13 protein-coding genes are annotated in these 12,879 nt (G+C 60.1%); 5 read left to right on the top strand and 8 right to left on the bottom strand.

All coding sequences use genetic code 11. From position 1 onward, the window contains the following. Positions 1-7 precede the first annotated feature (7 nt). Entirely contained in the window at positions 8-412 is a 405-nt protein-coding gene (locus K5X80_RS04250) for a Ros/MucR family transcriptional regulator (RefSeq protein WP_222559605.1), read from the top strand. A gap of 25 nt (positions 413-437) precedes the next feature. On the opposite strand, the gene K5X80_RS04255 is transcribed toward K5X80_RS04250, so the two are convergent. The 7 genes from K5X80_RS04255 to infA all read right to left on the bottom strand — a co-directional run bounded on the left by K5X80_RS04255 (position 438) and on the right by infA (position 3,601). Next, positions 438-1,409, bottom strand: a complete 972-nt coding sequence (locus K5X80_RS04255) for a phosphotriesterase family protein (protein WP_222559606.1) — start codon at positions 1,407-1,409, stop codon at positions 438-440. 88 nt (positions 1,410-1,497) lie between these two features. Then, the gene (locus K5X80_RS04260) at positions 1,498-2,175 is read right to left on the bottom strand and encodes a CDP-alcohol phosphatidyltransferase family protein (protein ID WP_222559607.1); all 678 of its coding nucleotides are present in this window, start codon (positions 2,173-2,175) and stop codon (positions 1,498-1,500) included. 87 nt (positions 2,176-2,262) lie between these two features. Then, complete coding sequence (locus K5X80_RS04265) at positions 2,263-2,433, bottom strand: hypothetical protein (protein WP_222559608.1); 171 nt, start codon at positions 2,431-2,433, stop codon at positions 2,263-2,265. Positions 2,434-2,456: 23 nt separating this feature from the next. Then, positions 2,457-2,651 (bottom strand): hypothetical protein, encoded by a 195-nt coding sequence (locus K5X80_RS04270; RefSeq protein ID WP_222559609.1) that lies wholly within the window; start codon positions 2,649-2,651, stop codon positions 2,457-2,459. Positions 2,652-2,720: 69 nt separating this feature from the next. Then, positions 2,721-2,927 (bottom strand): cold-shock protein, encoded by a 207-nt coding sequence (locus tag K5X80_RS04275; RefSeq protein WP_222559610.1) that lies wholly within the window; start codon positions 2,925-2,927, stop codon positions 2,721-2,723. Between the two features lie 222 nt (positions 2,928-3,149). Beyond that, entirely contained in the window at positions 3,150-3,302 is a 153-nt protein-coding gene (locus K5X80_RS04280) for a hypothetical protein (RefSeq protein ID WP_222559611.1), read from the bottom strand. 47 nt (positions 3,303-3,349) lie between these two features. Then, the gene (gene infA / locus K5X80_RS04285; RefSeq protein ID WP_222560376.1) at positions 3,350-3,601 is read right to left on the bottom strand and encodes a translation initiation factor IF-1; all 252 of its coding nucleotides are present in this window, start codon (positions 3,599-3,601) and stop codon (positions 3,350-3,352) included. Positions 3,602-3,880: 279 nt separating this feature from the next. On the opposite strand from infA, the gene K5X80_RS04290 reads away from it, so the two are divergent. Beyond that, the gene (locus K5X80_RS04290) at positions 3,881-5,638 is read left to right on the top strand and encodes an N-acyl-D-amino-acid deacylase family protein (RefSeq protein ID WP_222559612.1); all 1,758 of its coding nucleotides are present in this window, start codon (positions 3,881-3,883) and stop codon (positions 5,636-5,638) included. 138 nt (positions 5,639-5,776) lie between these two features. On the opposite strand, the gene K5X80_RS04295 is transcribed toward K5X80_RS04290, so the two are convergent. Continuing rightward, positions 5,777-8,209 (bottom strand): TonB-dependent receptor, encoded by a 2,433-nt coding sequence (locus K5X80_RS04295; RefSeq protein ID WP_222559613.1) that lies wholly within the window; start codon positions 8,207-8,209, stop codon positions 5,777-5,779. A gap of 486 nt (positions 8,210-8,695) precedes the next feature. Between K5X80_RS04295 and K5X80_RS17045 the strand changes: the two genes are divergently transcribed. From K5X80_RS17045 to K5X80_RS04310, 3 genes are all read left to right on the top strand, one after another. Further along, positions 8,696-10,540, top strand: coding sequence for an isopenicillin N synthase family dioxygenase (locus K5X80_RS17045; RefSeq protein WP_261390630.1), 1,845 nt, complete (start codon positions 8,696-8,698; stop codon positions 10,538-10,540). Between the two features lie 105 nt (positions 10,541-10,645). Next, complete coding sequence (locus tag K5X80_RS04305) at positions 10,646-11,602, top strand: LysR family transcriptional regulator (RefSeq protein ID WP_222559614.1); 957 nt, start codon at positions 10,646-10,648, stop codon at positions 11,600-11,602. Between the two features lie 93 nt (positions 11,603-11,695). After that, the gene (locus tag K5X80_RS04310) at positions 11,696-12,841 is read left to right on the top strand and encodes a putative urea ABC transporter substrate-binding protein (protein WP_222559615.1); all 1,146 of its coding nucleotides are present in this window, start codon (positions 11,696-11,698) and stop codon (positions 12,839-12,841) included. The last annotated feature ends 38 nt before the right edge of the window (positions 12,842-12,879 follow it).

Genomic DNA, 12,879 nt, shown 5'->3' on the forward strand with positions numbered 1-12,879 from the left:
CCAGGCAATGGTGGCCAAAGAGCAGAATCAGGACATGCTAATTACGCTGACGTCGGATATCGTGACGGCGCATGTCGGTAACAACGATGTAGCGGTGGATCAGATTTCGACTCTGATCGCGAATGTCCATAAAGCGCTTTCGACCCTTGCTGCGGAACCTGCCGCCAGGGAAGAGCCGCTAAAACCCGCGGTCCCGATCCGTGCTTCGGTGCGGCCCGACTATGTCACCTGCCTGGAATGCGGCCAGAAGCGGAAGATGCTGAGGCGGCATCTGCATACCGACCATAATCTCACCGTGGAGGAATACCGCCAACGCTGGGGTCTGTCTCCCGATCATCCGTTGGTGGCCCCTAACTATGCGGTTCGGCGGGCAGATATCGCCAAAAAAATCGGTCTGGACCGCAAGGCGTAAACCGCATTGCGGGGAAGCGCAGGGGCTACTCGTTTCCGGCCAGCAAGCGGCGGGGATTGTCCCGAAAAATGATATCGAGATCTGCGTCGGTCACGCCCCGTTCGCGCAGCAGATCGGAAAACCCGGTAACGACATAGCTCAGCGGTTTGTTACCCGCGAGAAAGGCCGCCGGGGTCATCTTGTACCCGGGAGGCATGGCAAAGGGCAGGCGAGGGGACGCCATGGTGCAGATGCAATCCTGCGACAGGCATACCTGCCGGACATAACCGTTTCTGATCAGCGCCGCCACATGGTCCGCGCGGCGTTCGTCCGGGGCCAGTATGTCGTATCCAACGCGATCTATGCCGATGAAAGTGTTCCCTTCGGTAAGCTGGCGGATGGCTTCCCAGTCGCTTTGCTCATCCTGATGGCCGATGAGAATGCGATGGGGGTCGGCGCCGTGTTCCGCAAATATCGCCTGTTGCACATCGCCATGGCGGCTGTTTTCGGTATGCGTGATGATCGCGCAATCCGCCGCACATTGGGCCATTGCCGCTGCGGCGAGCACAGTGCGTTCGAGAGGGGTGACGTCGAGGCCGGTGGCCGCCTTGATGATACCGGGACGCAGGCCGGTGTTGCCCACGCCGTTTTCCAGTTCATGCAGATAGAGTTCGGCAATTTCTTCCTTGTCGCGGGCGCGCCAGTAAAGCGGAATGCCGGATGCTTCGTAATAGAAACCGGTCGCAAAAACGATATTCACGCCCGAACGTTCGGAAACGTCGGCATAGAGTTCGGGATCGCGTCCCAGTTCGATGGGGCACGGATCGACGATCGTGCTCACGCCGTGCGCTTTGAGTTCCTGCAGCTTGTCGACCGCCATCGCCACGATTTCCCGGCGATCCGGCGCTTGAGTCGGGTCCAGTTCCTGCCCCGGCATACCGACGATGATATGCTCATGGACCAATGTCGCCCCTAGCTCGGCAGCTGCAATGGGACCGGTTACGCTCATGACGGCCATTGTCTTATCCTTCCCTCTTCTTCGCCCACCTTATGAGGGATGCGGGCGGTTTCAAAGCAAGGCTCCACCCTATTCCGCGTACTCTTGGCTAGCGCCCCATTTTGGCGAGGCGCCGCCCGGTGACGAAGGTCTGGATGGCGAAAAGCAGGAGGAGAATGCCGCCCACGGTTCCGACAAAGATATCGAAACCCGAAATCTTGCCGAAAATGCCGGGCGTGGCGCCAAGGATCATCATCATCATGGTCAGGACGATGAGCATGATCCTCAGTTCGGTCGGCCCGGCGGCCATATAGGAAAGCTTGAATTCTCCCAGCACGCGGGCAGAAAGGAAGGTATGGATCGACAGTAGCAGGTAACCGGCCAGCGCGACCATCGCGAAATCCATCGTGACAAAGGGACTGAGCCCCATGCCGGTGAGAATGAAAAGTGTCGTCAGACCGTCACAGCTATGATCGATGAAGTACCCGTAGGACGGGCGTTCTATCGAACGGTATCGGGCCAGACTGCCATCCATCGAATCCCCGAACCAGTTCACAAAATAACCGAGAATGGCGAGAAGCAGCCAGAGTTTACCGTAATTGCTCGCGGTATAACCGGCAAAGGTCATGAAACCGCCGATCAGGCCGAGAATGGTCAGTTTGTCAGGCGTAACCCAACGCGGCATCCGGGCGCACAACCACGTTAGCAGCTTGCGCTCGTTGGCTGCCAGAACGTTCTCCTGGATGCGGGAAAGGGATGAGGTACGATCTTTGACGTGGTCGGACATGGGGGCCTTAGCAGAAGCGAATGACAGCGAACCGGAAAGGCATAGCATGATTGCCGGGAATAAATGGCCTCACTTCGGTGCCGTCCGTTATTGCACATCCCCGTCCGTCCGCAAACGGAGCTGAAGGCAACGGGCCTTCATGCCGTAACTGTTCGCCGCATCATGGAACTTCTGCCGGTCTTCCGCCGTACCCGCTTCGCTTGCGCGGATGAGTGCGATCTGTTCGCGGTAAAAAAGTTCGTTGAGATCCATGACCATGTGCCGATCCTTCCGACAGAGAGTTATTCCGGCGAACCGGCCACTTCCTGAGCGCGGCGGGCGCGATTGTCGTCTATGGTTTGCGCCCGGGTGGCCATCGCGCGCCATGATGCTTCCGAACGCAGGGCGCGTTCACGCACATTATCAAGAGTGGCGTTGCGGGCTTCCTCCGCAGCTTCTTCGGCACGTTCCAGATAGAATTGCGTTGTCTGAGCCACGGATCGTCCTCTTCGGAGTAAGGCGGGAAGCAGGCGAATCGCCCGCTTCCCGGTCTCGATGCAGTCAGTTCACGCAGCCGCGAGATTGACAGCGGATTCCTTGCCGTTCTTCCCGCGTTCGACCTCATAGGAAACGCGTTGATCCTGCTGGAGAGATGTCATGCCGGCCGCATGCACGGCGGAAATATGGACAAAGCTGTCCTTGCCGCCATCGTCGGGCTGGATGAAACCAAAACCGCGATCTTCGTTGAAAAATTTAACTACGCCGATAGGCATGGGATGTTCCTTTCAAGAAACAATTGAATTGCCCAACCGCAACACGCGGAAGGGCTATGCGTTGCCGTCAGATGAAAGGAAGTCGTCGCCTGGTATGCATAATAATCCTTTAAAGGATATATGCACTTTTCATTCGCCGAGGTCCGTCGCAAAATTCGACGTCAGCGCAAGCTGTTTATCACGTTTTTCGGAAAAGACCTAATCCGTGGCCAGAAACTTATGTCAGCCTATCATATCCGCGACAATACGTTGCCATTCATCCCGGCTGAGGGCGAATGATTCCGGCTTTCCGACATAGGATTTGGGCGTTTTCCTGCCGGCAAAGGACAGGGTGAGTTTGTGACGCTTCGATGCGCCTATGGTCTGTGTGTTCATTATTTCCTGTTGGGTAGCGGAATGCGCATACCCATTATCTGTAAAAACTAGCGCCTGAACCGTGCTGGCCCTGCCCCCGGCGTACGTTCGCGAAAGACGATGCGCCCTTTGGTCAGGTCGTAAGGCGTCATTTCGACATGCACTCTGTCGCCGACAACCGAGCGGATGCGGTATTTGCGCATCTTGCCCGCCGTATAGGCGATAATCCGGTGGCTGTTATCAAGCAGAACACCAAATCGCCCATCAGGCAGAATCTCGTCGATCTGCCCTTCCATGCGAAGCAATTCCTCTTTCGCCAAAGACGTCTCTTTCATGCAATCGGTTACCCGCCGCACAAAACGCGGCAGAGCCAGGAAGCATGAAAAGGAAGGAAGACCGCGATCGGGTTATCAAATTCCGTCGCAGGCGACGTTCAGGCAAGACGGCATATAGGGACGTTGCGCGACTTTACAACCTCCTTGCGGTGAACCGCCTTGTTGCTTGTTGTCCGTCAGCCTCGGTTCTGTGATAAGATAAAAAATCCGCATAACTAATTCCGTCCCCCGAAGGGCGGCAGAGGATAAAGAGGAGAGAGGAAAATGGCGAAATTTCTGATCAAAGGCGGCACCGTAGTGGATGGGACACTTGCCCCCGCCTATCCGGCCGACGTTCGGGTGGAGGGGGAACGAATTGTCGAGATCGGTCCGGATCTGGCCCCACGCTCCGGAGAGGAGGTGTTCGATGCGGCGGGTTGCTACGTCACCCCCGGTTTCATCGAAGCGCACACGCATTACGATTCCACGATGTGGTGGCAGCCCGATCTCGATCCCCTGCCGGGTTATGGTGCGACGACCATCGTGATGGGCAATTGCGGGTTTTCGGCTGCACCGCTGGCCGATGACAAGGCGGCGCAGATGGAGATGATCAAGATATTCTCGTTCTTCGAGGATATCCCGCTGGAACCGTTCACGCAGCACCTGCCGTTCGATTGGCGCAAGTGGTCCGAATACAAGAAATCGATGGTCGAGAAGGTTCAGATGCCGCTCAACTACACGACCTATGTCGGCCATATCGCGATCCGCATCGCGGTGATGGGCGACGAGGCGTGGCATCGCCCGGCAAATGCGGAAGAACGCGCGAAGATGGCCGAACTGCTCGACGATGCATTGCGCGCGGGTGCCCTGGGCCTGTCGACCAATCTGCTCGATCATGATGGCGAAGACCGGCCGATCCCCACGCTGGTGTCCGACGATGCCGAATTTGAGGCGCTGTTCGACGTGTTGCAGCGTTATCCGGCTGCAACGTTCCAGTGCATCATCGATGTGGCGCTGATGCGCGACAACGGCGACCAACAGATCGAACGCATTGCCAGCTTGCTCAAGGGGCGCGGGATTCGCGTCCAGTTCACCGGCGCGGCGCCGACCTCCGAATATCAGACCTATCGCGTCGAGCAGCTCAAGGAACAGGTTGCGCGGCTCCGCAGCGAAGGGCTCGATGTCTGGCCGGGTTATGCCCACACTCCGCTTACCGCGCAGGTCAGTATCTATCGCTCCCTGCTGTTCGCCCAGTCCAACGACTATGTCTGGCATGAAGCCGTGCTGGCCGAAGGCGATGCGGCGAAGGAAGCGGTCTTGCGCGATCCTGACTGGCGCGCGCGGGCGCGGGAAAGCTGGGACACCAAGATTTATCCGCATTCGCCGATGGCCAATCCCCATCTCCTGCTGCTCACCCAGCTCGGTTCCGAGAACGGCACGGGCGGCCCCTTCGGCATTACGCTCAAAGACTATGCGGAGCAGTTGGGTGTGCACCAGTCCGATGCGGCGGCCGAATGGCTTCTGCGCAACGGCGTCAACTCGGCAATCCGCATGGCGCCGATGGCCATGAATGACGAAGCGGTGGCGGTTCAGGTGCGCGATCCGAAATCGCTCGGCAATGTCAACGATTGCGGCGCGCATTTGCAGATGCTGTGCGGCAGCGGCGAAAACGTGATCTACCTGACCAAGTTCGTCCGTGACAAGAAACTCATCACGCTGGAGCAGGCGATCCACACGATGACCGGGAAGATCGCCGAGCATTTCTACCTTCATGATATCGGCGAAGTGAAAGTGGGCAAGCGCGCCGATCTCGTGGTGTTCGACCTGAACGAGATCGAACAGCGCGACATGGAAAAGCGCTATGACGTGGAAGACGGTAAGGGCGGCATGATGTGGCGCTACACCCGCCAGGCTGCGCCGATGCGGCTGACAATGGTGAACGGGGTGCCGATCTTCCGGGATGGAGCTTACACCGGCGCGAAGCCCGGCGAATATCTCGAAGCCAGGAACGAAGACGCGCCGACGGCAATGGCAGCGGAATAGGCCGGGCTGACGCGCCAGAACACAATTGCCCCGGAACAGGCGGACCTGCTCCGGGGCAAAAATGGAGTGTTCCCGTCATGACCGGGCCGAATGCGGAAGCATTGCTTCCGGTTCGATCCGGTCAGGCGGAAACGGCTATCAGTTGCCGAAACGATAGCGCAACTGGAGACCCCAGGTACGCGGCTCGTTGTACAGCAGGCTGGTGGTGCCGAGAACCGAGTAGATCGGCACGCCGCCGATCTTGTAGAGTTCCTTCGTCACGTTGTTGACGAAGACGCCCAGCGACAGGCCTTCCTTGCCGGCGATATTGTTCCAGTCGGCGCGCAGGTCGAGCTGGTTGTAGCCGTTTTCGACGCCCAGCGGATCTTCGAAGACCGAGAGGCTGTACTTGCTCGAATAGGCCCAGTTGGCGCCGAACGAGAGTTCGCCCACATTGTCGGCCAGCGGCACGATATAATTGGCCGACAGGTTCAGACGATGCTTCGCCAGGAACGGGAACGGGCGCCCGGTAATCAGGTTGCCCGTCTGGACGTCGACCACCTTCGAATACTTGGCGTCGGTCAGCGAGTAGGACGCGCCGAGCGTCAGGTGTTCGAACGGCTTCAGCGTCAGATCGGCTTCGAGACCCTTGATCTTGGCCTCCGCGGCGTTGACGATCAGGCTGATCAGTGCCGTCTGCCCGTTAACCTGAGCCGGGAAGGATTGGCTGATCTGCGCATCCTTCTGGATCGAGGTGAACGCGGCGAGATTCAGACGCCCTTCCATGCCGCCGGCGTGGAAATCGGTCTTGAGGCCGAGTTCGAAGTCGGTGACTTTTTCAGGCCCGTAGGCGAAGCCGAAATTGCCCGCCTGCGGGTTCAGACCGCCCGCACGATAGCCACGCCGATGGGTGGCATAGACGAGCGTGCTGGGGCTGACCTTGTAATCGATGCTGAAGTTGTACGACGAGGCGTTGAAGCTGGCCTTGGTGAGATTCGGGCAACCTGCGGCGAGGCTGCACGACGTCGGTCCGAATTGCCAGGTCGGATCGCGGTAATTTGCCGCGACCAGCGAACGGAAATCGTGCGTATAGCGATAACCGGCCGTGATGCTGAGACCTTCGACACCCACGCTCGAGAAGTCATAGGTGAACTGACCGAACAGTGCCTGGCTGCGTTCCACGGGCGAGGAAATGTTCAGCGAAGGCACGCCGACCGAAACCTGGATGTTCCGCTGCGGCGAGGGCGACTTGCTCCACAGCACGAACGCACCGATGGTAAAATCCAGCGCGCCGTCGAACGCCTTGCCCTGCAACTGCGTCTCGTTGCTGATCTGGCGCAGATTGGCCGCCCAATAACCATCGGGCGTGACCTGGTCGAGCAGCGGATAAAGCGTGCCGTCCATATCGTAACGGCTCATCTGCTTGAACCGGCGATAACCGAAGATATTCTTCAGCGTCAGATTGTCGCTGATTTCCAGCGTGGAGATATTGGTGATGCCCCAACCGCGCGACCGGGCAACGCCATCTACGCCGGATTGGGCGATACGAGGGCCGCCTTTGATCTGGTTGGCCATCTGATTAGGCAGTGCCGGATCGGGGAAGTACACCACACGGCCAGCTGCGACGGCCAGCGGGAAATATTTCGCCGGATCGGCCCTGAGCTGGGCGATGGTCGGGCCGGTCCCGCCCAGAGTCAGCGGAATGGCCGGGCCGGAACCGCTCGTGTTCACGTTCGCGGCCAGAACCATGTTGGTGTTGATTCCGGCGATCTGCTGCGAAGAACCGTTGGTGTCCGACTTCATGTAATCGAACATCAGGAAGTTTTCGAAGCGGTCCGACGGGGTCCACAACATCGAGCCGCGCAGACCGAAATAGTTGCGGTCGTCGAGTTCCTTCCCGGTGTTGAAGTTCTTGGTGAACCCGTCACGCTTGGCGAGCTTGCCCGCAAAGCGGAAAGCCAGCGTATCGCCAGCGGGAAGATTGATCGCGCCTTCGATCTGGCGATCGTTGAACCGGCCATACTGGAGATTCACATAGCCGCCGGTATTGTGCGTCGGGCGGGCCGGTTCGTAGAGCACCGCGCCGCCGGTGGAGTTGCGGCCGAACAGCGTGCCCTGCGGGCCTTTCAGGACCTGCACGTTCTGCAAGTCGAAGAACTTGCCCGGGCCGGTATCGCCGGTCTGCAGGGGAACCTGCGCGAAATAGGCGGTGACGCGCGGGTTCTGCCCCTGTGCCGAAGCGCCCGAGCTGGACTGACCGCGGATGGACATGGTCACTTCGTCGCGGGCCTGCTGATAGGTGGTCAGAGCAGGAACGATGCGTTGCAGGTCGGTTGCATCCTGCACGTTGCGTTCGCTCAGCATGTCGCCGCTGAACGCCTGCACGGAAATCGGCACCGACTGGAGCGATTCTTCCTTGCGGCGGGCGGTTACGACGATGTCATCGAGGCCGCTGGTGGTTGCCTGGTCTGCTGTTTCCTGCGGTGCCGCTTCCTGTGCGAATGCGGGCGTTGCACCGGCGACAAGGCCGATCGTGGCCGCAACGACACCGATATGCCAGTTGCCGCGGATAAGGGATTCCCCTCTGCGCATAAATACCTTCCCTGAATGGTCTGCTTTGTGAGACAGTGTAATGTTGTACTTCGGTCCATATTTGGACTTCGGTCCATATAAATGATTCGCGTTTGATGTCAAAGGAAGCCCGCGCATATTGGCGCTGTGGGGCATAAGATCGGTCTATGGGGGGGATAGGATTTGATCGCCTACCGGGCTGCACAACGGCGTCCTATCCTCGCATGAGCTTGTGCGAGGAGAGCCTATGCAGCCACATGACGACACCCGAATGGCAAAAGACCGGCCGCGATTATCCGTGGCGCTACGCACCGCCCTGTTTGAAATCTTCGCCGTTCGCGCGCGCGGGGTGACCGGGGTGGCAATGGATCGCAAAGGCAGCATTGCGGCCCGGCGTTGAGCTTATCGGGCATAGAATGAAACTATGCCTTTCATGCGATTTTTGCGCCTACCCATCCGTTCCGCCGCCGCCCAAGCTTGTGCCGATCTGCCAAGGAGGGCCCCGCGATGACGACCTGGAACGACAAGTATGAAGGTGTCTGGGAACGCCTGCTGCTGTCGCTGCCGGGGCAGGCGGTCGATACGTTGACCGCCGTAAGCTGGATTCAGGGGCCGCACTATTTCGTCGATCTGCGCCAGCCGCACTGGCTGCGTGGCGCAGTGCAGGCGGCATGTCTGGGCGAACTGCAAATGGAGGAGGCTCGTGCGCTGGCCTGCCAGCAAGGTTTCGCCGGGACTTTCGAATTGTCCGGCGCAATCGCCACCTGGGTGCGTTCCATCGATTTCCAGCCGCCTGGCGATCTGGGGGACCGGGGCTGCTTGGAAGCAGAGGGTGAACTGCTGATCGAGCATGGCGTCGACGCCGATTACATCGAATACTGGCAGCGCGCGGCGTCGGAGGGAGATTGCCGCAGCGTGGGTGCGCGCTACACATCGGTCGAAGATGGTTGCCCGGTGATTCTGGTGCGCCATGGCTCCCGCTTCGGCTATGCCCGTGCGCGCACCCGGCCGGTGGCGCCCAACGCTGATCTTGCAGATATGCTCAAGGATGCGGATATCGCCTCCGCCCGCGCGTTGCTCGATTGCGAAATCGCTCTCGGCCAGGTGACGTCCGAAGGTTGGCGGATCGATCGTTCGACTCTGCCGTGGCGTGAAGGCAGGCTTTTGATGCGGCCGGACGCGGATATTCGGAGTGGACGCCTGGGCGTGGCGGATATCGATGCGCGGGGGCAGATCTTCACGCGTTCTCTGGAACTGGTGGAATGCCATGGGGCATGGGATGCCGGATATCATGGGGCGTTTCCGCCCCCGGCGGCGCAGGTGGCCAAAGCTGCTAAGGCCGAGCCGTTCCGCGCCGTGCCGGTGGTGGATATCGCCGCGCTGGGTGGCCCCGATCCCGTGGCGGAACGGGCTGTGGTCGAACAGTTGCGGCAGGCGGCGGCCGATGTCGGTTTCCTCCATATCACCGGGCATGGTATCGCGCCCGCGGTGATCGACCGCGTCCAGCACGCAGCGAAGCGGTTTTTCGATCAGCCAACGGACACCAAGCTGGAGAGCTATATCGGCCGTTCGCGCAATCATCGCGGTTATGTGCCGGAAGGCGAAGAAGTGTTGAGCGGCACCATGCGCGATCGCAAGGAGGCTTTCGATCTCGCCCTCGATCTGCCCGCCGAACGGGTCCCCGCCGATCATCCGATGCTGGGGCCGAACCAGTGGCCCGATCTCGCGGGCTTTCGTGAGGATGTGATGGGCTACTACGCAGCGGCGTTTGCCGTGGGGCAGAAGCTCCTGCGCGGCTTTGCGATGGCGCTGGGGCAACCGGCGGACAGTCTGGATGCGCTGGTGACGGAACCGCCCAGCCAGCTCCGCCTGTTGCACTATCCGTTTCAGCCCGGCATCGCGGACGCACCGGGGATCGGGGCGCATACCGATTACGAATGCTTTACCCTGCTGCTGGCGACCGGGCCGGGGCTGGAAGTGATGAACGAGGCAGGGGATTGGATCGATGCCCCGCCTGTTCCGGGCGGACTGGTGGTCAATATTGGCGATATGCTGGAATTTTGGTCGAACGGCGCATTCGTCGCCACGTCGCACCGCGTGCGCAAAGTGCCTGAGGAACGCTACAGCTTTCCCCTGTTCTTCGCGCTCGATTACCATGTTGCGTTGCAGCCGCTGGGGGCTGCGTCCGATGCCGAAGCGATCAGCAGCGGCGAACATCTCTATGCCCAGACGATCCAGACATTCCGCTATCTGCAGGAACGGGCCGCGAAAGGCGATGTCGGGCTGCCGGAGAATGCGCGCAAGCTGTCCTCGTTCGGGCAGGCCGCACGCCACAGGGAAGCCGCCGAATAAGGTGGCCTGTTGCCGCAGCGGCGCAATTCGGGCAGGCGTATGAGAAAGGCTGATTTGCCGCCCGCTGCGGTCTGCAATGCAGCCTCCTCTTCTCAGGCTGCCGGAATGACGACGACCAACGATCCCGCCAAGAAACAGGTCCGCATCGACCGCAATTTTGCGTCGCGGGTGGATTGGAACCTGCTGCGCCTGTTCGTCGAAATCGTGCAGGCTGGGGGGATCGGCGCCGCCGCGCGGCGGTTGAACCGCCAGCAGCCCAGTGTCAGCGCGGCGCTGAAACGGTTGGAAGACCATATCGGCACGCAATTGCTGCGGCGTACCGCATCGGGGGTGGAAGCGACCACGGCCGGGCGGGCGCTGCTGCTGATCTGCGAGGATATGTTCGAATCGGCCCGCATGGTGCCGCACCAGATTTCACAAGCGATCAAGCAGGTCGAAGGGCTGGTCAGAATCCAACTCATCTCATCGGTGATATCGGCCGAATTCGACGAGGCGATCGCGAGTTTCCATCGCCGCCATCCGGCGATCCAGATTGAACTGCATGTCTCCCCTTGGCGCGAAGTGCTTGATGCGCTGGAGCGGGGGGAAGCGGAACTCGGCGTGGGATATGACAGCGGCGTGCGCAGCGCGTTGACCTACGAACCGATGTTCGTGGAATCGCAGCAGCTCTATTGCGCCCGGATGCATCCGCTGTTCGGCTGTCGCGTCACCCGGCTGGGCGAACTGCGCGAGGAAGGCTTCATCCTGACCGGGGGGGACGAACTGGAAACGATCACCCGCCTGCGCCAGCGTTATCGCCTGGGGACAGTGGTCAATGGCCGGGCCGAGGATATCAACGAAGCGCTTCGGCTGGTGACGCTGGGCGTCGGGATCGGCTTCCTGCCGGTTATGGCAGCGAAAAAGGCGGTCGATCAGGGCAAGCTGTGGCCGCTGCTGCCCAAGGATGCCGAACCGTCATACGATATCTATCTCATCGCGCGCGATGCGCCTTTGCGCGACACGGCGACGCAACTGTTCATGGATGAAGTGCTTCGCCGTCTGCGTGCCGTGCCTAAGGCATAGATGAAATCTATGCCTTCTATAAAAAATCAGTGTCTCCCTGAATGACCTTCGCTCCCGCATCACGGATGCATCACGGCGAAGGGAACGCTCACGATGACATTTCATGGTTCGGTTGAAGACAAAGGCAAGGTTGGCAGAACCCGGCGCCACCTTCTTGGCAGCGGTCTGGCGCTTGTCGCACTGGCGGCACTGGGCGGCTGCGGCGCTTCGAAGCCCGCTGGCGAGGCGGCGGGCGCGCAGACCGAAGCGGCCAAGACCGAATTCAATATCGGCTGGTCGATCTATGCCGGCTGGATGCCCTGGGCCTACGCGGAAAAGAGCGGTATTCTCAAGAAGTGGGCGGACAAATACGGGATCAAGATCAATCTGATCCAGGTGAACGATTACGTCGAATCTCTTAATCAGTATACGGCGGGCAAGCTGGATGGGGTCGGGTCCACCAACATGGATGCGCTGACGATCCCGGCGGCGGGCGGCAAGGATACCACGGTCCTCATTCTCGGAGACTATTCCAACGGCAACGATGGCATCGTCCTTAAGAACGCCGCTGCGATGGCGGATATCAAGGGGCGAACCGTCAATCTGGTCGAGCTTTCGGTGTCGCACTATCTGCTGGCCCGCGCGCTGACGCTCAACGGCATGCAATTGTCCGATGTAAAGACGGTCAACACATCCGATGCGGATATCGCCAGCGCGTTTGCCTCGCCGACAGTCACGGCGGTGGCGGCCTGGAACCCGCAGCTTTCGCAAATCAAGGCGGCGCCGGGCGCGACCATGGTGTTCGACAGTTCGAAGATCCCCAACGAAATCCAGGATCTGATGACGGTTTCGACCGCCACGCTCAAAGCCAATCCCAATCTCGGCAAGGCGCTGGTCGGCGCATGGTACGAAGTCCTCGGGATCATGGCGAAAGGTGATGCCAAGGCGAACGAGGCGATCGACGACATGGCGCGCATGGCGGGCACCACGCCGGAGAATTTCCGCGCGCAGCTCAAGACCACTTACATCTATTACAAGCCCGCCGAAGCGGTCAGTTATCTCACCGGCCCCGATATCATCAAGCACGAGGATGCGGTGCGCCAGTTCAGCTACGCCAAGGGCCTGTTTGGCCCGGCGGCGACTTCGGTCGATGCCATCGGGATCGGCTTCGCCAACGGCAAGACGCTGGGCGACAAGGCCAATGTGAAGCTGCGGTTCGACCCCAGCTTCATGCAGATGGCCGCCGACGGAAAACTATAACCCGCACGAAAAGACGATGCGTGGACTGTCAGCCTCGC

The organism is Caenibius sp. WL, from assembly GCF_019803445.1.
In the GTDB taxonomy this organism is placed as follows: Bacteria; Pseudomonadota; Alphaproteobacteria; order Sphingomonadales; family Sphingomonadaceae; genus Caenibius.

Excerpts from the sequence above, each read along its gene's own strand:
- K5X80_RS04275 (WP_222559610.1), bottom strand. The coding sequence starts at position 2,927 with ATGCCTATCGGCGTAGTTAAATTTTTCAACGAAGATCGCGGTTTTGGT.
- K5X80_RS04310 (WP_222559615.1), top strand. The coding sequence starts at position 11,696 with ATGACATTTCATGGTTCGGTTGAAGACAAAGGCAAGGTTGGCAGAACC.
- K5X80_RS04305 (WP_222559614.1), top strand. The coding sequence starts at position 10,646 with ATGACGACGACCAACGATCCCGCCAAGAAACAGGTCCGCATCGACCGC.
- K5X80_RS04290 (WP_222559612.1), top strand. The coding sequence starts at position 3,881 with ATGGCGAAATTTCTGATCAAAGGCGGCACCGTAGTGGATGGGACACTT.
- K5X80_RS04255 (WP_222559606.1), bottom strand. The coding sequence starts at position 1,409 with ATGGCCGTCATGAGCGTAACCGGTCCCATTGCAGCTGCCGAGCTAGGG.
- K5X80_RS04295 (WP_222559613.1), bottom strand. The coding sequence starts at position 8,209 with ATGCGCAGAGGGGAATCCCTTATCCGCGGCAACTGGCATATCGGTGTC.
- K5X80_RS04260 (WP_222559607.1), bottom strand. The coding sequence starts at position 2,175 with ATGTCCGACCACGTCAAAGATCGTACCTCATCCCTTTCCCGCATCCAG.
- K5X80_RS17045 (WP_261390630.1), top strand. The coding sequence starts at position 8,696 with ATGACGACCTGGAACGACAAGTATGAAGGTGTCTGGGAACGCCTGCTG.
- K5X80_RS04250 (WP_222559605.1), top strand. The coding sequence starts at position 8 with ATGGTGGCCAAAGAGCAGAATCAGGACATGCTAATTACGCTGACGTCG.
- K5X80_RS04280 (WP_222559611.1), bottom strand. The coding sequence starts at position 3,302 with ATGAACACACAGACCATAGGCGCATCGAAGCGTCACAAACTCACCCTG.
- K5X80_RS04265 (WP_222559608.1), bottom strand. The coding sequence starts at position 2,433 with ATGGTCATGGATCTCAACGAACTTTTTTACCGCGAACAGATCGCACTC.